Genomic DNA, 20258 nt, shown 5'->3' on the forward strand with positions numbered 1-20258 from the left:
TCTGTATGTTTTATGCAGTATGATAGCATTAAGCTCGTTCTTGAGTTGCAGTCACCTGAATTTTTACAAGAAAATACCAACAAAATATAACGTATGGGAGCAGCTATGTACGCTTATACAGTTGAACCACTGTATGTCAAAAGCGGTCAGGATGTGATTGCTGCCGATTTTTATTGCCCTAAAGCCCTAGAAAAACCTGCAGTGATTCTTATGGCACATGGTTTTGCAGGATTACGCCATTTCAAGCTGATTCGTTATGCACAGCATTTTGCACAGGCCGGTTATGCTGTTGTGCTATTTGATTATCGTTATTGGGGTGGAAGTACCGGCCGGCCGCGTGAATTGGTCTCTCTTGAAAAACAGCTGGATGACTGGCGCACCATGATTCAGCACGTAGCGGCCCGTAAGTCGATTGATCCACATCGGATTGTGCTTTGGGGTACGGGGCTGAGTGGGGGCTATGTGCTTAGCCTTGCCGCGGAAATGAATAATCTACAGGCCGTGATGGTGCAAGTGCCATTTGTTGATGGTGCCGAAAGCGTTAAACGTTATCCATTAGCATATTTGCCAAAAGCGCTGAAGTTATCGAGCCAGGACTATATGGGCAGTAAGGTGGGTTTAACGCCGGTCACCTTACCGGTGGTAGATCCGAATGGACTATGCTTCCTGCCACGTGAGGATGCCTATGTCGGCTATCAGGCTATGCTAAATCCAGATTATTATTGGAGTGGAGAGGTACCAGCCCGGGTATTTTTTCATTTAATGCGCTATCGTCCGATACAAGCGGTGCGAAAAATTAATATTCCCGTCCTGATGATTGCCGCACAATACGACAGCCTGATACCGGTTGAGTCGGTACGGCAAACGGTGAAACATCTGGCTCCTTTTGTCGATTATCATGAATGGGAAATGCAGCATTTTGATATTTATCAGCCTGTTTGGTTGGAAAAAGCTATCACGACCCAATTAGAATTCTTAAAACAGCATATTGGAGTGAACACATGATTATTGTATGCCCTCATTGTCAGGCTAAAAACCGGGTGCCTGAAGAAAAACTTGAAGCCGGGCCGGCGTGCGGGCAATGTCACTCCGCATTATTACCACTGGCACCGATTGAGCTGAATGAACAGAATTTCAGCCATTTCATTTCCAATAGTGATTTACCTATTTTGATTGATTTATGGGCCGATTGGTGTGGACCATGTAAAATGATGGCGCCGCATTTTGCTCAAGTCGCAAAACAGAATCCTCGAGTGATCTTTGCCAAAATCAATACGGAAGAATCACCTCGACTCAGTGCTGCTTTTCATGTACGCAGTATCCCGACGTTGGTGCTGATGAATAAGACCACTGAGATCGCGAGGATGAGCGGTGCACTTCGATCTAACGAGTTACAACAATGGTTAGATCAGCAACTTAATGCCCATGTTCGGAGTTAATGTGTCAGATTCTTATATAAAACCGGAAGGGACGCTTTCCCTTCAAACCATCGCAATGCCAGCGGATACCAACTGGAGTGGAGATGTTTTTGGGGGATGGATTGTTTCGCAAATGGATTTGGCGGGAGCGATTCACGCTGAACGTTTTAGTAAGGGTCGCTGCGCGACCATTTCGATCAACCAGATGACTTTCCTGGTGCCGGTCAAAGTTGGGGATGTGATCAGCTGTTACACTAAAATTCTCAAGGTGGGCAATACTTCCATCCAGATGCAGATTGAAGTGTGGGATAGCCATGACTCTTCCCGCCCTGCAAAACGTGTGACTGAAGGTGTTTTCACCTTTGTTGCCGTGGATGTGAATGGCAATAAACGTCAGATTCCGCAAGAGGTCAAACAAAAATTCCTCGATGCACAGCATTAAATCTCCCGTATAAAAAAAGCCCCATGTGGGGCTTTTTTTTGCTGTAGGATGTGCTGTAGAGCAGGATTCCCCATGCATGCACATCGGATCAGGAAGCGTGGGCTGTGCGGGGGTATGATCCGTTTAGTCTTTAAAGTTGTTAAATTGCAGAGGTAGGCCAAATTGCTGCTCACGCAGGAAATTCATCACTTGCTGCAGGGTATCGCGTTTTTTATCCGTCACACGGATCTTGTCGCCCTGAATAGAGGATTGCACTTTGATGCCACTTTCTTTAATCGCCTTGTTGATCTTTTTCGCGCTATCTGAATCTAAGCCATCTTTGAGCTTGATCACTTGAATGACATTTTTACCTGATGCAGTGGCTTTTTGCGGATCAAGGGCTTGAACATCGACCTTACGCTTATAGAAGTGGTTTTCCAGCATGTTGTAGACTTGTTCACACTGGAAGTCACTTTCGCTAGAAATCTTAATTTCTTTCGCTTTTTCATTTAGTTCAATAGAAACGTCTTGCCCACGGAAATCAAAACGTGTTGCAATTTCTTTTTGAGTGTTTTGTACAGCGTGATTCACTTCGAATAGTTCAAGTTCAGACACAATATCAAAAGATGGCATGGTTTAGACCTTTACAAAGGGAAAGAATATTTGAGATGCTAGGGATGTTTTCTTCATTTGCCAAGTGTTGTTTATATCAAAGGAGTGCGCAATGATCCGTAAACAAGAAATTACAACATTTGAGTTCCCAGAAGGAGCGATTATCTGGGATGTCCGTGATTCAAATGCCTATGCAGAGGGTCATGTTAAAGGTGCGGTAAATCAACCAATTAATGGTTTAACGGCCGACAGCCTAACTCAAGTGGCAGCGGATCAACCGATTTATATGCTGTGTGGCGGTGGTAGTAAGGCCCTGCGTGCGGCAGAAAAATTAGAGGCATTCGATCAAGCACGTGAATACGTGATCCTTGTGGGAGGTACGCGAGCAGCACGTGATGCTGGTTTGCCTCTTGAGCAGGGATAAGCAAAAAAAGCGCCTTCGGGCGCTTTTTTATGGATCAGTGTGAAGAAAACAACAACACTTTAATCTCACTCATGATGTGCTTTCTGAGCATGATAGGGCTTTTTGCTCTTGCTCTTTTTGATAAAACGTTGCGGATTAAGTCGCTGTAACACAGCCTCCGGAACAGGGCAGGCTTCTCCTAGAATCAGTGCTGCGAGTACCTCACTGCAGAGAGGTGCAAACAAAAAGCCTTTTGAGCCTAAGCCGGCAAAGGTGTAAATCTCACTGTCAGGATCAAATTTACCCAGCACAGGGAAATAGTCCGGACTTTGTGCCCGTATTGAGGCGCGTCCTTGCCAGCGTTCAATCGCTGGAAAATCTCGTGACTCACCCGGAAAAGCGGTGTTAAACAGATCAGCATTATGTTGGTGATCTTCTTGCAACACGTCGCTATCATCCCGCTGTGGATGGAATGAAGCCCCTAAAATCAGATGTTGTGGATCCAGTTGCATGCAATAACCACCATAACTGAAGGCCTGATCGACCGGCAGTATTGGATGTGTTAAAGGAATCCAACTCACCTGACCGCGAATCGGTTTCAGTAGTGGATAATTCTCGAAGAAATCTACGCTTTGTTGTGCACAGCACACCACGGCATGATCAATACGGGCAATACAATCACCGGCCTGATTGAAAACTTCAATACCCGCATCCGACTGAACCAGTTGTTTAATCAGGGCGATTTCAAGCTGAATGAGAGGATGTTGTAAAATCTGATCACGCAGCTGATGCGGAAATACCGCTCCCGCCTGGCTGAGTTTCAGACTGGCATACGGTGTATTTAATAGGGATTGTTGCGGCGTCTGTGCCCGCAGTAGTCCAGCAGGGTACTGTTGGGCCAAGTCCAAAAGTTCATCAGGCTTTTTCAATGCCAGCTGATTGACCTGCAGCGGACGGAAGGCCATGAATTGGGCATAATGGCGCAACGCATGTTGCCAGCAGATGGTCATTAAATGGGTATGACTTTGCTGAATCAGGCTGAGTTTGGGATTGAGCAATGCCAGTGGATTCCCCGATGCACCCGATAAGGCTGCTTTCTGCTCGTAAATCTTAACTTGATGGCCACGTTGTGCCAGTGCCCAAGCTACACTTAAACCGGCAATACCCGCGCCAAGTACTGCAATCGTTTTGCGGTTGTCTCGCTGATTGAGGGACGGGGAAGAACATGTAATGCCGTCACTGGTAGTAGGCTCAGGCACCTGCCAGATGGCCTTGAGCATTTCACGTTTATGACCAAAACCACGCGGTCGTGAAATTTGTACACCATGAGCAGACAACCCTCGTTTTAACACACCTGCCACACTGAATGAGGCAAAGGTCGTGCCGTAACCCGACAGACGAATGATATGTTGTAAGACATTTTCCGCCCACATATCTGGATTACATGATGGGGCGAAACCATCTAGAAACCAGGCATTGACTTGCTGGGTTTTCACCATGGCAGGGAATACATCTTGGGCATCACCTAACCATAAGTCCAGGCTGAAGCGTTCTTTCGGAAAAGAGAGACGGTGGCAGCCAGGAATCGGTAAAGGGTATTGGGCGATTAACTGTTCAGCCAAAGGCGTGAGTTCTGGCCAGGCATTTAACGCACGGATCAGATCAGCCTTGCTGAGCGGAAATTTCTCCACGCTAATCGCATGTAAATGGCTGTGATTGTTGGGACGAACTTGTTGCCACAGTTGCCATAAGGCCAAAATGTTCAGACCGGTACCAAAGCCGGTTTCGCCCACACAAAAATAGTCATAGTCTGCCAGTGCAGCCAGACGTGGTGAAAGGTCGTTACCATTTAAGAAAACATGGCGGGTTTCCAATAAGCCATTATCTTTGGAAAAATAGACATCACCAAACTGTTTCGACACTGGCACGTCGATGCCATCGACCTGCTGCCATTCCAGATCGGCGGTTTGAATCGCATCTGACATGATGTTTGTCCCTTGTACGAAAGCCAGTCGTGCTGTATCCGGGTCTTACCACTGACGACGACGTTTGGTATAGATATAACTGGCAAGAAGAAAGCCAAGTAGCACACCAACCGCTAGGGTTGCAGCGCCGTACAGAAACATTTGTGCGCTACGTTCACTTTGTAGTACCTGTAACTGCACGCCCAAGTTATCGTTTTTGAGCTGTAGTTCCTGATTTTGTGCCAGCGCAGCAAGATTGGCTTTTTCCAGCTGTTGCAGGCGCGTGCTCTGGTCTTTGACCAGGGCTTTAATTTTGGCATCCTGTAACGCTTTGTTCTTGGCAATCTGTTCAGCAGTCAGTGGTTGCACTTCTTGAGGTTGACCTGTTGGACTGGCTGTGGCATTGGCTGGAAGAATACCCGGTTTGGCTGCGAGTACTGTTGCAGTCGTCGCCGGGGCGGAAGTTGCCGGAGCCGGCCGTACCGCTGCGGGTGCTGGCGTTTCGACAGCCCAGGCAGAAGAACAGAAGAGGCTTAACGCGAAGAGGCTTTTGACCACACCCTGCATGACATTATCCTTTTGGAAATGCTTTGTTGAACGGTTTAACATCAATATGGCCATACACACCGGCTTTTAGGAATGGTTCATCTTGTAACCAGGTATCCAGTGCTTCACGGCTTTCAAAATCGACAATAATCGTACTGCCATAAAAACCCGCCTGAGGATTGCTTGGATCTTTGGGCATTGCACCTGCCACAATTAAACGACCTTCATCATCTAATTGCTGTAAACGTTCAACATGTGCAGGGCGGGTTGCCAGACGTGTTTCCACGGTTCCTTCGTTATCGGTGCAGGTGACTACAAATAAAGGCATAGAATCTGTTTCTCTTGAGAATCGGTGAATTATTCTTCGGTTGACTTAAAATGCTTACGCAAGATGATGAACTGGATAATGATAAAAGAAAACATCACGATCATGTCACCAAAAGCGGTAAATTCTCCCCAATATTTTCCACCCATAAATAAAAAGGCAAAAAATACATGTAGACAGGACATGACCACAAACATGGCAGCCCAGGCAAAATTCAGATTTTTCCATCCTGCAGCTGTCAGATGCAGAATTGGACCGAATAAACGCTTGATCAGCGGTGTGCGATCTTTACTAAACCAAGGGGATAGCAAGAAAGCGCCGGCAAATACCAGATTGAGCAATGCCGCTTTCAGGCGGATATAAAAGTCATCGCTTAATATCAGGGTAATGCCACCAAAAATAACCGTCATGAACAGTACCAACCACTGCTGTTTGTCCAGACGGAATTTCTGCATGACAAATAAAGCACCATACACCACCAGCATGGAAATAATCAGTCCTGTGGTTGCGACTAGAATATTGTTGTTATCGACACCGCCCGCTGAACCGATCAGTTGTAAAAGAGGATGTTGTTTGTCTGTTGGCTCAACAGTTTTATAGAGGTAGAAGAAAATTATGAGCGGCACAAAGTCGAAAAGTGCTTTCATGTTAGAGTATCTGATCTGTTCAAGTGAATGGCATAGTATAAAAGATGCAAGGCGTAGATTTACATACACACAGTAATATTTCTGATGGAACTTTGTCTCCAGCAGCACTGGTCGAATCTGCAGTCGCACATGGCATTCATACCCTGGCACTGACAGATCATGACAGTATGGATGGGGTGCTATTGGCACAGCAGGCGGCACAGTCACAGCCACTCGATATCATCACGGGCGTAGAAATTTCCAGTCAATGGTCGCGGCCAGCCACCAAGAAAAGCTATGGCGTGCATATTGTCGCCCTAAATATGCAGAATCCGGAACCGCTCTATGAGGCACTGGCCAAACAGAAGCAGATCCGTGCACAACGTGCTGAACAGATTTGTGCCTTGTTACAGCCACTGATTGGCCGGCAGATTTATGATGAAGTCTTGGCTTTGGCGGATTTTCAAGCGGATCATATTACCCGAACCCATATCGCCAAGGTCTTGGTGAATCAGCAGATCGTCAGTCGGCCGCAGCAAGCATTTGACCGTTTTTTGAAAGAAGGAAAGAAAGCCTTTGTGCGTTTTGAAGGCTTGAGCCTGCCAGAGACAGTGCAGGTGATTCAGCAAAGCCGCGGCTTTGCCGTATTGGCGCATCCGACTCGTTATGATCTCTCCGCCACCAATGTCCGCTACCTAATCGAGCTGTTTGCACAAGCAGGAGGTCATGCTGTTGAACTACCTCCAGGCATAGATCCTTTATCTACCCGGCAGATGATTGACCGTATGATCGCACAATATCAACTCAAGGTCTCAGTCGGCAGTGATTTTCACGGGGAGAATATGCCCTGGATTCGACTCGGATATATTCCTAAGGTGAATCCTGAACAGTACGGGATCTGGCAGGATTTTCAATAAATAGACGAGACGGCTTAGAGTAAGTTATGGTCTTGGGCTTGAATGGGTGGTGGAGTCGGTTTACCAAGACTGCCGAGTAATTCAATTTCAATCATGCGCACCATCGAATCAAGTGGCAGGTCATTGCTTTGCGTACCGAAGGGTTCTTCAATTTCACTGCTCAGTGCATCCAGGCCCAGAAAGGTGTAAGCTAACAGGCCGACCAACAGGGGCGTCACCAAGCCTAGCGTTGAACCCAAACTGAAGGGCAACATAAAACAGAAAAAATACACGGTTCGGTTCAGCAAAACAGAGTAAGCAAAAGGCAAGGGAGTGTTGGCAATCCGGTCACAACCAGTTTGTACTATGCTGAGCTCTGCGACATGTTGATTCATTTGCGTGTAAATCACGTCGGATATTTCACCATCCTTGAGTGCTTGCAGCAGTTCCCAATGGATCAGGGTGAGGGTGTATTGTGGTGCATTGTGGTGTTGGTACAGCTGAGTGAGTGCCTGCTGACTAAGTCCGCTGGTTTCAACCAGTTCAGTCGGATTCGCAGTCTGGTGGCGCAGGCGGTCACGCAACACATTGGCAAAGACAATCACATGCTGAATCACACGTTCACGGCGGGCTTGTGTCAGGATCCGACAGTCACGGTCAAAATGTCGCGCGTTGGCGATGAGAATTCCCCACAGTTTACGTGCTTCCCACCAGCGGTCATAACAGGCACCATTGCGAAATCCGAGGAAAATTGACAATACCACCCCGATTAGGGTAAAGCCCACCAAAGGGACTTCTGGCACATGCAGAATTTCAAGGTGGGTGAGACCACCAATAATAGTTGAAATCAACACAACAAAACCGAGTGACGGTAGAATTTTCGGTAAAATAGTACCTCGCCAGGAAAACAGCACCTTGATTATGCTCGGTTGTTCGCGAACGATCATGTTATTTAAATCATCATTAATTTTTTGTTGATCTTTACCAGTTGTCTTGCCTTTGTCAATAAGCGGCTGAAGGACTTTATTGAGATTTGATGAGTTGTTGTTCGGCAAAAGAAAAATTGCCATCTGCTGCGATAATACAATGATCTAAAAGACAAATTTCCACCAGTGCGCAGGCTTGCTGGATTTGTTGGGTCAAGTGCAAGTCCTCGGCCGAAGGATGTGCCCGGCCATGCGGGTGATTATGAGCAATCACGATATGGCTGGCCTGTTGGCTGATCGCATAGCGTAGCAGTTGATTGATCGAGATGCTGCACTGATTCAGGGAACCGTAGAAAAGCTTTTTAAAATGCAGTTTGCGTAATTCGGCATCGAGACACAGCACGGCAAAGACTTCTTGTTGTTCTTCTAGCAGTTCATAACGTAAATAATCCATGACCAGCTGGGAGTGGTTTAGTTCCGGTCGGGCATGCTGAAAATGGTTACGTAGATAACGCCGTCCTAATTCCTTGACCGCCATCAATTGAGAGTATTTGCTACTGCCCATCCCATGAAACTGGCTGAGATCCTCTAAGGAGGCATCGAAAATGGGATTCAGATGACCGAAATGCTGCAGCATCAGGCGTGCCAGTTCAACGGCTGAGTGTTGTTGTGATCCAGAGCGTAGAAAAATGGCCAGCAATTCGGCATCGGACAGGCTCTGTGCGCCCTGGCTCAGCAGGCGTTCACGAGGGCGTTCTTGTTCCGGCCAGTCTTTGATGGATTGATGCATGATTTTTGACTTCTTTTTCTCATATTTTTTTAATTATTGAATCCCGGTGAATTTGCAGGAGCATCACTTGGGTCTGTCATTATTTAATGCTATTGTTGGCGCCACTGCAACAGAAAGGTAGCCTGTTCGTGAGCTTTGATTTAAGTGTAATTCCTCATAAAAATATTATTTTAGCTGTTACAGGGGGGATCGCCGCCTACAAAAGTGCCATTTTGGTCCGCCGTTTAAAGGACTATGGTTTTAATGTCCGGGTAGTGATGACGGAAGGCGCACAGGCATTTATTACACCGCTCACTTTTCAAGCTTTGTCGGGTAATCCGGTACATACCGCATTATTAGATCCAGAAGCCGAAGCGGGTATGGGGCATATCGAGTTGGCACGTTGGGCAGATCTAGTGTTGGTAGCTCCTGCGACGTGTGACACTCTGGCCAAATTTGCCCATGGTTTGGCGGATGACTTGCTGAGTACGCTTTACCTAGCCACGAAAGCTCCAGTATGGGTTGCACCGGCGATGAACCAGCAAATGTGGGCCGCGAAAGCCACACAACGCAACCTGCAAACCCTGATTGGTGATGGCGTACATGTGATTATGCCGGATGCAGGGGCACAGGCCTGTGGTGATGTAGGGCTGGGGCGTTTGCCAGAGCCTGAAGACATTGCACGTCAGGTCACCGAATATTTTCATCAGGCCCAGCGTGCGATTGCAGAAAAGTTTGGCTTACTGGCTGGAAAACGCGTGGTGATTACCGCTGGACCCACGCGTGAAGCGATGGATCCAGTGCGTTATATCTCGAACCATAGTACCGGGAAAATGGGCTTTGCTTTGGCTGCGGCCTGTTATGCAGCCGGTGCTAAGGTGACCTTGGTCGCTGGCCCGGTAACTTTGGATACCCCAAATGGCGTACGCCGGATCAATGTGTCTTCTGCACAGCAAATGCTGGATACCAGTTTGCAGTTATTAGATGAAGGCTGCGACATTTTTATCGCGACAGCAGCTGTTGCAGATTACCGTGTGGCGCATGTGGCGGAACATAAAATCAAAAAAGCGGGTGATGCACTTGATCTATCGCTGGTGAAAAATCCGGATATTGTGGCGACTATTGCACAGCAAGCCAAACGACCGTTTATGGTAGGTTTTGCCGCTGAAACGCAAAATGTGGAAGCCTACGCAGCCGGTAAACTGGTGGCGAAGAAACTGGATATGATTGCCTGCAACGATGTCTCACGTGCAGATATTGGTTTCGCTTCTGATGAAAATGCCATGACGGTATTTTTTGCTGAGCATTACCACATGTCAAAACGAGATCTGGAAAAAGCCTCCAAACAAGAAATCGCCCAACAATTGGTCGAAGCTATGCATGATGCCTTATATCCTTCGGCTCATATGCAGGACGAGGATTTTTAGCGTTTACTACATTGATAAAAAAGACCGCTATGGCGGTCTTTTTTTATATCATCAGACGATTACGCTTGGCCTTCAGCAGCAGCTTGAGCACGTTGCATGTTGGCTTCAAATTCCGCATCAAAGTTGATTGGGGTCAACAGTAATTGTGGGAAGCTGCCTTTGGTTACTAGGTCATTCACTGCTTCACGTAAAAACGGGAACAAAATATTTGGGCAGTAGGCACCTAGAATGTAGGGCAAACGTTCATCTTCAACGTTGTCGACCAGGAAAATACCGGCTTGAGTGACATCCACGATAAATGCAGTTTCACCTGCATTTTGTGCTTCAACCACAACCTTTAACGCCACTTCAAAATGGTTTTGATCAATTTTTTCTGCGGAAGAGGATAAATTGATGTTCAGTTCAGGTTGCCATTCTTTGGTGAATACTTGTGCGCCAGGAACTTCAAAAGAAATGTCTTTGGTATAGATACGCTCTAATGCCAATTGTGGTTGAGCTTGTTGTTCTTCACTCATGTATTAAGTCCTTAAGATAAAAAATTAAGCCAGTAATGCGTCGAGTTTGCCTTCACGTTCTAATGCGTAAAGTTGGTCAAAACCGCCGATAAACTGCTCGTTAATAAAAATTTGTGGCACTGTACGATGGTTGGTGCGTTGCATGAGCTCTACACGCACTTCAGGTGCTTCGTTAGAGAGGTTAATTTCTTTATAAGCCACGCCTTTACGCTCAAGAAGCTGTTTGGCACGAATGCAGTAAGGGCATACAGTCGTTGAATAGATGGTAACTTCAGCAGCCATGAGAAATCTCCTTAAGCTTTTGCTTTGCTTTTGACGAGAGGTAAGCCTTGGGCTTTCCAGTTACTAATACCGCCATCAAGACGATAGCTATCTGCATGACCGACTTGCTGTAGGGCACTGCCAGCCACTTGACCGAGATTGCAGATAAAGACCAATGGGCGTTCAGCCGCTTTCAGTTCATCTGCATGACTTGCGATTTGGTTATACGGAATATTACGGCTGCCGCTAATGTGACCTTCACGGAAATCTTTGGCATCACGTAAATCAATCAGGATGGCATTTTTAGCTTTGACCAAAATACCGAGTGATTGTGGTGAGATTTTGCGACCGTTGCGTTGTCCCTCAAAAATGACGAACAGTACAATCAACACCCCTAAGGTTCCAAACAAGAAGGGGTGATTCCCCATAAACTCCAGCCAACGTTCCACAAGTCACCTAAATTACAATCAAAAATTGATCTCAAGTATATCCGATATATATGGCGATCAAAATCGCCGCTTCAAGCTTAGTTTGCAAAACAAAACTAATTTTTTTGCTGGGCTTCGGTAATTTCATCGATCAGGCGTAAATAACTCTCCAGGCGTCGTGGCAGGATCTCGCCTTGTTCTGCCGCCTGACGTAACGCACATTGTTTTTCATGCTTATGCGTACAGTTTCTGAACTGGCAATGTCCAAGCAGGTTTTCAATCTCAGGGAAGCCATGACGGACTTTATCTAAGGTTAAATGCCATAAACCAAATTCCCGGATTCCGGGCGAATCGATCAGGGCACCATTTTCGCCAAAACCGATTAAACGGGTCGAGGTCGTGGTGTGCTGACCTAGGGCCGAGTTCTCGGAAATGATATTGGTCTTCTGCGCTGCATCCGGCACGATGTGATTGATCAGCGAGCTTTTGCCCACACCCGACTGACCGACAAAGGCTACGGTTTCACCATCCAGGCGTGTTGCTAAGGCTGATAAATCTCCTGTGGATTGACATAGCATGACTTCATAACCCAGTTGACGATATTCTTCCAGCAATTGCAGGATCGGATCATTTTCTGTTAGCAAATCAGATTTGTTGAGTACCAGTAAGGCCGGAATCTCGGCATCTGCACAGGCCACCAGATAACGGTCAATCAGCATAGGAGCCGGTTCTGGCAAAGGCGCAAACACCACCACAATCAGACTGATGTTGGCAGCGACAGGTTTGACCTTGTGATAGCGGTCCGGACGGGTCAACAAGGAACGTCGCGGATGAATCGCGGTGATAATGCCAAGTCCAGTATTGGGGTCAGCTTGCCATTTGACCCGGTCGCCTGTGACCAGTAGCTCCAGATTGGTTCGGGTATGACAGCGCCATACACTGCCCAGTTCTATCGGCTTCCAGAACGGTTCAGGTTCACCGGATTCGACCACGGGTTTTTCAGGATGAGGATCAGGAATGGACAGGGCTTGTACTTCTAATTGGCGGCCATAATGTTGTACTACCAAGCCTTCAAGGTCATTGGACGTATCCAATTCTTCCTGACGATTTTGCTGCTGTTTCTGAATCCGACGTTGTTGTTGTTCAGTCAACCGGCGTTTACGAATTAGAGCCATTCATATCCTAGAAAAAACCACGTATTGAGGAGGGCAAAAATAACATGAAGCAGGTGGTGAATTACAGCCAAGATGCAAGAAATTTGCTACCATGCCGCTTTAGCAAAACTTTAAGAATCACCTTTCATGAGTAGTAGCCCAGATACCCGGTTAATTTGGATTGACCTAGAAATGACCGGTTTAGATACCGTTAATGATGTCATTATTGAGATTGCCACGATTGTCACGGATGACCATTTAAATATTCTGGCGGAAGGACCGGTACTGGCAGTTCATCAACCGGATCGTGTCTTGAATGCCATGGATGAATGGAATACCCGTCAGCACGGTCAGTCCGGTCTGATTGAACGTGTGCGTCGCAGCAAATTGACTGCACAGGATGCCGAGCAGCAGACTTTGGAATTCCTGAAAAAATGGGTGAATCCGAAAGCCTCGCCGATGTGTGGTAACTCGATTTGCCAGGACCGTCGCTTCCTGCACCGCTTGATGCCAGAGCTAGAACAATTCTTCCATTATCGCAACCTAGATGTCTCTTCGGTGAAAGAACTGGCGAAACGCTGGCGTCCGGAGATTATGAGTGGCCTGAAAAAAAATGCGTCGCACTTGGCGATGGATGATATTCGCGATTCGATTGCCGAACTGAAATATTACCGCCAGTATTTCTTTATTACGCATAATGACTAAATTATTTGAACAATCAGGAAGAGGCATCTGCCTCTTTTTTTATGGAAACGATTCAATCAGCTCGAATCAGATAAGCGGTTACAAAAAGCAGCAACCTATGGCTGAGTTTCTTGTGCATTTGGTCTAATATCAGATCATATCCTAAATGATAACAATGAGATGAGCTATGCAAAGTAACAACCCTATTTTGACCCGGGTCGAGACCTATGCCGATGTTCACAAGCCTATGACCGTGCAGGGTGCGATCCGTAAGTCCATATTGCTGACCAGTATTTCTGCCATTCTGGGTGTGGCCCTGTTTTTTTATGCGGCATTGACACAAAGTGCAGCGATTGCCTATGCCGCTGCCATGGTCGGTGCAATAGGGGGCTTGATTCTGGCCTTGATCACTACCTTTAAACCGAATACGGCACCAACTTTGGCGATCCCCTATGCGTTATTTGAAGGGGCTTTCCTTGGCGGAATTTCCTTTGTCTTTCAAACTAAATATCCGGGCGCACCATTACAGGCGTTATTGGCGACCTTTGTTACGACCCTGGTCATGTTTGCTCTCTACAAATTCCAGATTATTCGTGCGACCGAGAAATTCAAATCCGTGGTGATTTCTGCCACTCTGGCGCTCTGTATCGTGTTTGTGGTGCAGATGGTGATGCAGCTGGCTTTTGCTTCAAGTATTCCGTATATCTTTGAAAGCAACTGGCTGGGGATTGGTTTTGCGGCATTTGTAGCTGTGATTGCCTCCTTAAATCTCATTCTAGATTTTGACCTGATTGAGTCCGCAGCAGCCCAGCGCGCCCCCCAATCGATGGAATGGCTCTGCGGCATTGCTTTATTGGCGACCTTGGTCTGGATGTATATTTCGTTCCTGCGTTTAATTGGTCTGTTATCCGAAGACTAAATCTGGACTTTAGGCCAGTAAATCGCCGTATTTTTATACGGCGATTTTATTTTGCATGAAAAAAAGATGCATTATGCAATTACGCAACGGCTCCAGAATTGGCATTATGCCCATAAATTATTTCAAGTGAGATTCACATGGCACAAGGACTATTGGCGGGTAAACGCTTTCTCATCGCGGGTGTTGCCAGCAAATTATCAATCGCATTTGGTATTGCACAAGCATTGCATCGTGAAGGCGCTGAATTGGCTTTCACTTATCCAAATGAAAAATTAAAAAAACGTGTAGATGAATTTGCTGAACAGTTTGGTTCAAAGCTGGTTTTTCCATGCGACGTTGCGGTAGATGCCGAGATCGATGGTGCTTTTGCTGAATTGGCAAAACATTGGGATGGTTTAGATGGTGTGGTTCACTCGATTGGTTTCGCACCAGCCCACACTCTAGATGGTGACTTTACCGACGTAACAGACCGTGAAGGCTTTAACGTTGCGCATGACATCAGTGCTTATAGCTTTGTTGCGATGGCACGTGCTGCAAAACCATTGTTACAAGCTCGCCAAGGTTGTTTATTGACTCTGACTTATCAGGGTTCAGAACGTGTTATGCCAAACTACAACGTAATGGGTATGGCCAAAGCATCTTTGGAAGCTGGTGTACGTTACCTTGCATCGAGCTTGGGTCCAGAGGGTATTCGTGTGAATGCGATCTCTGCAGGTCCAATCCGTACTTTAGCAGCTTCTGGTATCAAATCTTTCCGTAAAATGTTGGATGCCAATGAGCGTGTTGCGCCATTACGCCGCAACGTGACCATTGAAGAAGTGGGTAATGCCGCATTGTTCCTGTGCTCACCATGGGCTTCTGGTATCACTGGTGAAATTTTGTATGTCGATTCAGGTTTCAATACTGTAGGTATGAGCCAAGCGTTATTGGACAATGAAGACTAATTCGCTGTCGGATACATAAAAAAACAGCACCTTGGTGCTGTTTTTTTATGGTTGAAATTTTAAAGTTAAGGCCGAGCTGTATTGTCTTGGATTGACGAGCTAGAGGTGATTGGCGAGCCACCTAAAGCTTGCATCAAGGTGACATAAGCTTGGTATTGGTTTTGCTGTGCCTGCACCACCGCAATACGGGCATTGCGGCTGGTTTCCTGAGCGTCTAATAAATTTTTTAGTGCAACGGCACCATTTTTATAACGGATCGCGGTCAGGCGTTCCGTACGTTCCGCGAGTGTCAGATTCTGCTGTTGGTAAGCCAATTGTTGTGTCGTTTGCTCTCGGTTCGACAGGGCATTCTCCACATCGGCAAAGGCCTGATATAAGGTCTGGCGATAATTCAGGATACTTTTCTGGTATTCCAGCTCGCTGATCTGCAGATCCCGTTTCATGTCGTTATATTGCAGGAAAGGTAAACTGAGATTGGCTCCCAGCGTTAGTACTGGATTCTGCAAGAGTTGGGTTAACGAGCTACTGCTGGAGCCGACATTCCCGGTCAGGTTGATCGAGGGGTAGAAGCTAGCTTTAGTGGCATCCTTATTGGCTAGGGCTTTACGTAAACGCAGTTCTGCTGCACGTAAATCCGGACGACGTGCTAAAAGATTCGCGGGCAGACCGGCTGCGATTGTCGGTAAACGTGTTTGGCTAAGACCTTTGGGTTCATCTAGATCAAGCTGTTGCACGGGCACATGTAATAACACGGCAAGTGCAGTCCGTGTTTCGATCAATCGTTGCTGAATCTGGCTGAGTGTTGCTTTTTGACTTTGTAGCGCCTGTTGTGCTTGTACGACTTCTAGACCAGAGACTGCGCCCGCACGGTATTGTGCACGCACCAGCTCCAGTAATTTTTCAGAGCTGGCTAGGCTTTGTTGTGCCGTATCTAAATGCTGATGCAAATAACCCAGTTGCCAGTATAAATTTGCTGTGGTAGCAATCAAACTTTGTGCGGTGGCTTGTAAGTCTTCGGCACTGGCGGCCGCTTCCCAACGCGCAGCTTCGGTTTGACGATTGAGTTTGCCAAACAGATCCAGTTCATAGCTGACTCCAGCATTTAGCGATAGTCCTTTGGACTGGTCTTGACCCGCATTTAAATCGACACTATGCCCCGCTGATGCACTAGAATTGACCCGAAACAGTTCGGCATTTTTAGCTAAGTCTGCTTGTAAACGGGCCTGTTTGAGTGTGATCCCAGCGATAGCCAGATTGCTATTTTGAGTCAGTACCCGATCGACCAGTTGATTCAGTCCAGTATCCTGAAACAGTGTCCACCACTGATCGGCATATACGTCAACAGACCATGATTGTGGCGTGTTTTTGGCCTGTTGAAAACTGTTCGGGATACTGACCTCGGGTGGCTGATACGCTGTGCGTACCAAGGCACTACAACCTGCAAGTGAGCTTGACACTAAGAGTACGGTGGCCAGCTGGGATAAACGTAGAGACATCATATTTTCCTTATTCTCGTGCCAAGGCAGCCACTGGATCCAGTCGTGCTGCATTTCGTGCTGGCAAAAAGCCAAAAATAATGCCGATCAGCGTCGAGCAGATAAAGGCGACCACCATCGATGTGGTGGAATAGCTCATCTGGAAACTACCACTCAAGAGCTTGTTGACTAGCTGACCTAGACCTAAGGCAAGCAAGACCCCTAAAATACCGCCTAAAATACATACCAATACCGCTTCAATCAGGAATTGCTGCAAAATATCACTCTGTCGAGCACCCACAGCCATCCGTACACCAATTTCCTGTGTACGTTCCGTGACCGAAACCAGCATGATATTCATCACACCGATGCCACCGACTACCAGCGAAATCACAGCAATCGCAGAAACCAATAAGGTCATGGTTTGTGTGGTGTTTTCGATGGTCTGACGGATACTGTCCGAATTTTGGCTATACACATCCTGTGCACCGTGACGTTGTTCTAACAGGGTTAAAATCGCATTTTCAGCAGCGCTGCTGGCATATTCGTCTTTCACCCGAACGACAATACTGCGCAAATTGCTCTGGCCGAGCATTCGACCCATGACGGTCGAATAGGGTAGGTAGACATTCAGGCTATCCGAACTGAACATGCCGGAATTGGCCTGAACCACCCCGATAATCCGGCTTGGCAGATTGCCGAGCAGAATGACCTGACCAATCGGATCACGCCCATCCGGGAAAAAGGTCTTTTGCGTATTACTGTCAATCACTACATCCTGTGCACGTTCAGTAATGGCTGTTTTGTCAAAGGTTTGGCCGGCTGTAACGCTGAGGCCTCGTACCTCAAAGAACTGTTCACTGACACCGTTTACAATTGCGGTGGCTTCGGTGTCCTGAAAACGCGCGGTGATGTTGCTATTGACTGTTGGGGATACCCCCGCAACATACGGTTGCTGCTGTAACGCATCGGCATCTGCAGGAATCAGTGTTTTGACTTGAGAGGCACGGGAATTGTCACCAAAACCACGCCCCTGATAGATGGTAATGGTGTTGGTGCCGAGGCTACTGATATTGTCCAGAATTTTTTGTTGTGATCCTTTACCTAAAGCGACAACGGAAACCACAGAGGCAATCCCGATAATAATGCCCAGCATGGTGAGGAATGTCCGCATCCGATGGGCATTCATGGCGAGCAATGCCATCTGGAAGGCTTCGGTTAAACGATCGAGTGCTGAACGCCAGGCCGGGATTTTTTTCTCTTCAGCATATTTCATCAACGAAGCATGTTGTTCTAACGGGGCATCATCGCTAGACATTTCAGGTGTATTAGGACGATCGGCAATAATCTGCCCATCACTGATTTCGATAATCCGCGTGGCATGTTTGGCGACATTCACATCATGCGTGACCAAAATGATGGTATGTCCATTCTCATTCAGCTCACGCAAAATGCGGATTACTTCGATACCACTGTTTTTATCCAGAGCACCAGTCGGTTCATCAGCCAGAATGACATCACCGCCATTCATCAGGGCTCGCGCGATGGAAACCCGTTGCTGTTGGCCACCGGAAAGCTGGCTTGGACGGTGCTGTATTCGTTCCCCTAAGCCTAAATCTGTCAATAACTTGGCGGAACGCTCACGACGATGCCGTGCATCTACACCAGCATAGATGGCGGGTACTTCTACATTGCCAGCAGCACTGAGGTCACCGAGCAGGTGATAACGCTGAAAAATAAAACCAAAATATTCGCGACGTAGCTGTGCCAGCTCATCGGGCTCAAGCTGTCCAGTTTCTTTGCCATTCACCTTGTAGCTGCCACTGCTGGGCTTGTCCAGACAGCCGAGAATGTTCATCAGGGTGGATTTACCTGAACCGGATTGGCCAATAATGGCGACCAGTTCACCCGGGTAAATCTTCAGGTCAATGCCTTTTAAAATCTGAACAGTGCTTTCACCTGCCGGAAATTCCCGTGTCAGCTGGCTGACCTCGAGTAAAGGTTGTTGATCAGGCTGCATCGTTACATCCTCACCGGTGGGCTGCCAGCATTACGGTTGCTACTGCGTTTAGCACCGTCATTGCTACTGTCTGAACCATCTGCAATGATGACTTTATCGCCCTGTTTTAAACCTGCCAGAATCTGTGCCTGAACACGGTTATTTAAACCGACCAATACCTGCTGGTTGCGAACCTGATTATCGGTCAGCAGAATACGCACACTTGCCAGTTTTGCTTTGCCCTGTTGTAACAGATCACGTTGTGCCGTGGTTAAGTTCAGCGGTTGTGGGCGGATCGGATCTGAACTTTTCGCATCAGTCTTCGCCGGATTATTTGCATTGTGTTGTGGCCGTTTTGCACTGTTCAGGGCTGCGGCAGGAATGGTGAGGGCATTTTTTGCTTCCGCCAAAACAATATAGACTTGTGCCGTCATATCAATACGTAATTTCCCATCCGGATTGGGCACATCAAATAGGGCGTTATAGTAAACAGCCGTGTTGGATGAGCTGCTTGTGGTGCTGTTGTTTTCGGCATTGATCGAGCTTGGGGCGGGTTCAATCTGTCGCAGGGTTGCATAATGCCGGGTCTCGTTATCGCCCAGTGTCGTGAAATAAACTTTTTGTCCCGGTTGAACTTTCATGACATCTGCTTCGGAAATCTCAGCCTTGACGGTCATGGTGTCGAGTTTCGCCAGTTTGACAATCGTTGGAGCACTCTGGTTGGCATTCACGGTCTGGCCTTCTTCCGTCACAATCGCCACAATCGTGCCATCCATCGGCGCCACAATACGGGTATAACCCAAGTCTTCTTTGGCTGTGGCTAGACTTAACCGAGACTGTTCAATCTGGGCGGCAATCTGGGCAATTTCTGCCTGTGCTGTTTTATAGCTGGCCAGGGCGGATTCCAGTTCAGCTTTTGATGTAGCGTCATATTTATACATCTCGGCTTGACGCTGATATTCAGCAGCCACTTTACTGAGATTGGCCTGTTTCGTCGCGAGCTGTGCCTGCTGACTTTTAATGCTGGCCTCTGCTGTTTTTAACTGGTTTTCCTGCCGGTAGGAATCAATTTGTGCAATCAGCTGACCTTGTTTAACCTGATCCCCCAAATGCACATACATTTTTTTCACCTGACCGGAAACCTGTGAACCGACACTCAGCATTTGCGTCGCTTCAAGTACACCCGTTGCAAGGACAGAATCTTCCAGATCGCTGCGTGTCACATCGGCTGTGATGAATTGAGGCTGGGTATCTTTGGGCTTTAACCCATACCAGGCAATCAGTGCAATTAAAAGTACAGCAAGGATGAACAGGATCAGTTTAAATGGTTTTATTTTTAGCATAAGGTCAAATGGCAACAGTCTATATCGTTTCAGTATAAGGATGAATTGAGGACAAAACGTGTAGATTTGCACGAAAGTATGTTGAATCTTCTCCAGATCACGCTAATTCGATCTTATTTGCTACAAGGAAAAATAACATAATGCACTGTATCTAATTTTAGATATATATCTTGATGGAAACGCAGAATGGAGATGACTCATGT

The 20258-nt window shown here is 47.1% G+C and carries 23 protein-coding genes; 9 read left to right on the forward strand and 14 right to left on the reverse strand.

Features of this window, described 5'->3' with window-relative positions; genetic code table 11:
- Positions 1–105: 105 nt before the first annotated feature.
- Genes PGW99_RS02045 through PGW99_RS02055 form a run of 3 tightly spaced genes read left to right on the forward strand, consistent with a single transcriptional unit; the run spans position 106 to position 1860 of the window.
- Positions 106–1005, forward strand: a complete 900-nt coding sequence (locus PGW99_RS02045) for an alpha/beta hydrolase (RefSeq protein ID WP_273778438.1) — start codon at positions 106–108, stop codon at positions 1003–1005.
- Positions 1002–1439 carry a thioredoxin TrxC gene (gene trxC / locus PGW99_RS02050; RefSeq protein WP_273778440.1) on the forward strand — a complete coding sequence of 146 codons (438 nt, stop codon included), beginning with the start codon at positions 1002–1004 and terminating at the stop codon, positions 1437–1439. The genes PGW99_RS02045 and trxC overlap by 4 nt, the downstream gene beginning before the upstream one ends.
- A 1-nt stretch (position 1440) precedes the next feature.
- Positions 1441–1860 carry an acyl-CoA thioesterase gene (locus PGW99_RS02055; RefSeq protein ID WP_273778441.1) on the forward strand — a complete coding sequence of 140 codons (420 nt, stop codon included), beginning with the start codon at positions 1441–1443 and terminating at the stop codon, positions 1858–1860.
- 123 nt (positions 1861–1983) lie between these two features.
- On the opposite strand, the gene PGW99_RS02060 is transcribed toward PGW99_RS02055, so the two are convergent.
- Complete coding sequence (locus PGW99_RS02060) at positions 1984–2472, reverse strand: YajQ family cyclic di-GMP-binding protein (protein WP_273778442.1); 489 nt, start codon at positions 2470–2472, stop codon at positions 1984–1986.
- 91 nt (positions 2473–2563) lie between these two features.
- Between PGW99_RS02060 and PGW99_RS02065 the strand changes: the two genes are divergently transcribed.
- The gene (locus tag PGW99_RS02065; protein ID WP_273778443.1) at positions 2564–2875 is read left to right on the forward strand and encodes a rhodanese-like domain-containing protein; all 312 of its coding nucleotides are present in this window, start codon (positions 2564–2566) and stop codon (positions 2873–2875) included.
- 65 nt (positions 2876–2940) lie between these two features.
- Here PGW99_RS02065 and mnmC read toward each other — a convergent pair whose 3' ends face one another.
- The 4 genes from mnmC to PGW99_RS02085 are packed head-to-tail and all read right to left on the reverse strand — an operon-like array spanning position 2941 to position 6336.
- Positions 2941–4839 (reverse strand): FAD-dependent 5-carboxymethylaminomethyl-2-thiouridine(34) oxidoreductase MnmC, encoded by a 1899-nt coding sequence (gene mnmC / locus PGW99_RS02070; protein ID WP_273778444.1) that lies wholly within the window; start codon positions 4837–4839, stop codon positions 2941–2943.
- Between the two features lie 45 nt (positions 4840–4884).
- Positions 4885–5385 (reverse strand): hypothetical protein, encoded by a 501-nt coding sequence (locus PGW99_RS02075; protein WP_273778445.1) that lies wholly within the window; start codon positions 5383–5385, stop codon positions 4885–4887.
- A gap of 4 nt (positions 5386–5389) precedes the next feature.
- Entirely contained in the window at positions 5390–5692 is a 303-nt protein-coding gene (locus PGW99_RS02080; protein ID WP_273778446.1) for a YciI family protein, read from the reverse strand.
- A 29-nt stretch (positions 5693–5721) separates the two neighbouring features.
- Positions 5722–6336, reverse strand: a complete 615-nt coding sequence (locus tag PGW99_RS02085; RefSeq protein ID WP_273778447.1) for a septation protein IspZ — start codon at positions 6334–6336, stop codon at positions 5722–5724.
- Between the two features lie 44 nt (positions 6337–6380).
- On the opposite strand from PGW99_RS02085, the gene PGW99_RS02090 reads away from it, so the two are divergent.
- A complete protein-coding gene (locus PGW99_RS02090) occupies positions 6381–7232 on the forward strand; it encodes a PHP domain-containing protein (protein WP_273778448.1) in 852 nt (283 codons plus the stop codon).
- 14 nt (positions 7233–7246) lie between these two features.
- Here the strand turns inward: PGW99_RS02090 and PGW99_RS02095 are convergent, their stop codons facing one another.
- A complete protein-coding gene (locus tag PGW99_RS02095) occupies positions 7247–8158 on the reverse strand; it encodes a bestrophin family protein (protein WP_273778449.1) in 912 nt (303 codons plus the stop codon).
- Between the two features lie 76 nt (positions 8159–8234).
- Entirely contained in the window at positions 8235–8927 is a 693-nt protein-coding gene (radC, locus tag PGW99_RS02100) for a RadC family protein (RefSeq protein ID WP_273778450.1), read from the reverse strand.
- A gap of 128 nt (positions 8928–9055) precedes the next feature.
- On the opposite strand from radC, the gene coaBC reads away from it, so the two are divergent.
- A complete protein-coding gene (coaBC, locus tag PGW99_RS02105; RefSeq protein WP_273778451.1) occupies positions 9056–10333 on the forward strand; it encodes a bifunctional phosphopantothenoylcysteine decarboxylase/phosphopantothenate--cysteine ligase CoaBC in 1278 nt (425 codons plus the stop codon).
- A 59-nt stretch (positions 10334–10392) separates the two neighbouring features.
- Here the strand turns inward: coaBC and secB are convergent, their stop codons facing one another.
- The 4 genes from secB to rsgA all read right to left on the reverse strand — a co-directional run bounded on the left by secB (position 10393) and on the right by rsgA (position 12712).
- The gene (gene secB / locus PGW99_RS02110; protein ID WP_273778452.1) at positions 10393–10848 is read right to left on the reverse strand and encodes a protein-export chaperone SecB; all 456 of its coding nucleotides are present in this window, start codon (positions 10846–10848) and stop codon (positions 10393–10395) included.
- A 24-nt stretch (positions 10849–10872) separates the two neighbouring features.
- Entirely contained in the window at positions 10873–11130 is a 258-nt protein-coding gene (grxC, locus tag PGW99_RS02115) for a glutaredoxin 3 (RefSeq protein ID WP_273778453.1), read from the reverse strand.
- A gap of 11 nt (positions 11131–11141) precedes the next feature.
- The gene (locus tag PGW99_RS02120; protein ID WP_273778455.1) at positions 11142–11558 is read right to left on the reverse strand and encodes a rhodanese-like domain-containing protein; all 417 of its coding nucleotides are present in this window, start codon (positions 11556–11558) and stop codon (positions 11142–11144) included.
- Positions 11559–11653: 95 nt separating this feature from the next.
- A complete protein-coding gene (gene rsgA, locus PGW99_RS02125) occupies positions 11654–12712 on the reverse strand; it encodes a small ribosomal subunit biogenesis GTPase RsgA (RefSeq protein WP_273778456.1) in 1059 nt (352 codons plus the stop codon).
- Positions 12713–12838: 126 nt separating this feature from the next.
- Here rsgA and orn point away from each other — a divergent pair, with 126 nt between their 5' ends.
- The 3 genes from orn to PGW99_RS02140 all read left to right on the forward strand — a co-directional run bounded on the left by orn (position 12839) and on the right by PGW99_RS02140 (position 15238).
- Positions 12839–13396, forward strand: a complete 558-nt coding sequence (orn, locus tag PGW99_RS02130) for an oligoribonuclease (protein ID WP_273778457.1) — start codon at positions 12839–12841, stop codon at positions 13394–13396.
- 166 nt (positions 13397–13562) lie between these two features.
- Complete coding sequence (locus PGW99_RS02135; RefSeq protein WP_273778458.1) at positions 13563–14294, forward strand: Bax inhibitor-1/YccA family protein; 732 nt, start codon at positions 13563–13565, stop codon at positions 14292–14294.
- A 137-nt stretch (positions 14295–14431) separates the two neighbouring features.
- Positions 14432–15238 (forward strand): enoyl-ACP reductase FabI, encoded by an 807-nt coding sequence (locus tag PGW99_RS02140; RefSeq protein WP_273778459.1) that lies wholly within the window; start codon positions 14432–14434, stop codon positions 15236–15238.
- A 65-nt stretch (positions 15239–15303) separates the two neighbouring features.
- On the opposite strand, the gene PGW99_RS02145 is transcribed toward PGW99_RS02140, so the two are convergent.
- Genes PGW99_RS02145 through PGW99_RS02155 form a run of 3 tightly spaced genes read right to left on the reverse strand, consistent with a single transcriptional unit; the run spans position 15304 to position 20055 of the window.
- The gene (locus PGW99_RS02145; protein WP_273778461.1) at positions 15304–16734 is read right to left on the reverse strand and encodes an efflux transporter outer membrane subunit; all 1431 of its coding nucleotides are present in this window, start codon (positions 16732–16734) and stop codon (positions 15304–15306) included.
- Between the two features lie 10 nt (positions 16735–16744).
- Positions 16745–18733 (reverse strand): MacB family efflux pump subunit, encoded by a 1989-nt coding sequence (locus PGW99_RS02150; RefSeq protein WP_273778462.1) that lies wholly within the window; start codon positions 18731–18733, stop codon positions 16745–16747.
- A gap of 2 nt (positions 18734–18735) precedes the next feature.
- Entirely contained in the window at positions 18736–20055 is a 1320-nt protein-coding gene (locus tag PGW99_RS02155; RefSeq protein ID WP_273778463.1) for an efflux RND transporter periplasmic adaptor subunit, read from the reverse strand.
- Positions 20056–20258 lie beyond the last annotated feature (203 nt).

Origin of the sequence: Acinetobacter sp. GSS19 (assembly GCF_028621895.1) — a bacterium.
In the GTDB taxonomy this organism is placed as follows: domain Bacteria; phylum Pseudomonadota; class Gammaproteobacteria; order Pseudomonadales; family Moraxellaceae; genus Acinetobacter.

Excerpts from the sequence above, each read along its gene's own strand:
- PGW99_RS02045 (WP_273778438.1), top strand. The coding sequence starts at position 106 with ATGTACGCTTATACAGTTGAACCACTGTATGTCAAAAGCGGTCAGGAT.
- trxC (WP_273778440.1), top strand. The coding sequence starts at position 1,002 with ATGATTATTGTATGCCCTCATTGTCAGGCTAAAAACCGGGTGCCTGAA.
- PGW99_RS02060 (WP_273778442.1), bottom strand. The coding sequence starts at position 2,472 with ATGCCATCTTTTGATATTGTGTCTGAACTTGAACTATTCGAAGTGAAT.
- PGW99_RS02065 (WP_273778443.1), top strand. The coding sequence starts at position 2,564 with ATGATCCGTAAACAAGAAATTACAACATTTGAGTTCCCAGAAGGAGCG.
- mnmC (WP_273778444.1), bottom strand. The coding sequence starts at position 4,839 with ATGTCAGATGCGATTCAAACCGCCGATCTGGAATGGCAGCAGGTCGAT.
- PGW99_RS02075 (WP_273778445.1), bottom strand. The coding sequence starts at position 5,385 with ATGCAGGGTGTGGTCAAAAGCCTCTTCGCGTTAAGCCTCTTCTGTTCT.
- PGW99_RS02080 (WP_273778446.1), bottom strand. The coding sequence starts at position 5,692 with ATGCCTTTATTTGTAGTCACCTGCACCGATAACGAAGGAACCGTGGAA.
- PGW99_RS02085 (WP_273778447.1), bottom strand. The coding sequence starts at position 6,336 with ATGAAAGCACTTTTCGACTTTGTGCCGCTCATAATTTTCTTCTACCTC.
- PGW99_RS02090 (WP_273778448.1), top strand. The coding sequence starts at position 6,381 with ATGCAAGGCGTAGATTTACATACACACAGTAATATTTCTGATGGAACT.
- PGW99_RS02095 (WP_273778449.1), bottom strand. The coding sequence starts at position 8,158 with ATGATCGTTCGCGAACAACCGAGCATAATCAAGGTGCTGTTTTCCTGG.
- radC (WP_273778450.1), bottom strand. The coding sequence starts at position 8,927 with ATGCATCAATCCATCAAAGACTGGCCGGAACAAGAACGCCCTCGTGAA.
- secB (WP_273778452.1), bottom strand. The coding sequence starts at position 10,848 with ATGAGTGAAGAACAACAAGCTCAACCACAATTGGCATTAGAGCGTATC.
- grxC (WP_273778453.1), bottom strand. The coding sequence starts at position 11,130 with ATGGCTGCTGAAGTTACCATCTATTCAACGACTGTATGCCCTTACTGC.
- rsgA (WP_273778456.1), bottom strand. The coding sequence starts at position 12,712 with ATGGCTCTAATTCGTAAACGCCGGTTGACTGAACAACAACAACGTCGG.
- orn (WP_273778457.1), top strand. The coding sequence starts at position 12,839 with ATGAGTAGTAGCCCAGATACCCGGTTAATTTGGATTGACCTAGAAATG.
- PGW99_RS02135 (WP_273778458.1), top strand. The coding sequence starts at position 13,563 with ATGCAAAGTAACAACCCTATTTTGACCCGGGTCGAGACCTATGCCGAT.
- PGW99_RS02140 (WP_273778459.1), top strand. The coding sequence starts at position 14,432 with ATGGCACAAGGACTATTGGCGGGTAAACGCTTTCTCATCGCGGGTGTT.
- PGW99_RS02145 (WP_273778461.1), bottom strand. The coding sequence starts at position 16,734 with ATGTCTCTACGTTTATCCCAGCTGGCCACCGTACTCTTAGTGTCAAGC.
- PGW99_RS02150 (WP_273778462.1), bottom strand. The coding sequence starts at position 18,733 with ATGCAGCCTGATCAACAACCTTTACTCGAGGTCAGCCAGCTGACACGG.
- PGW99_RS02155 (WP_273778463.1), bottom strand. The coding sequence starts at position 20,055 with ATGCTAAAAATAAAACCATTTAAACTGATCCTGTTCATCCTTGCTGTA.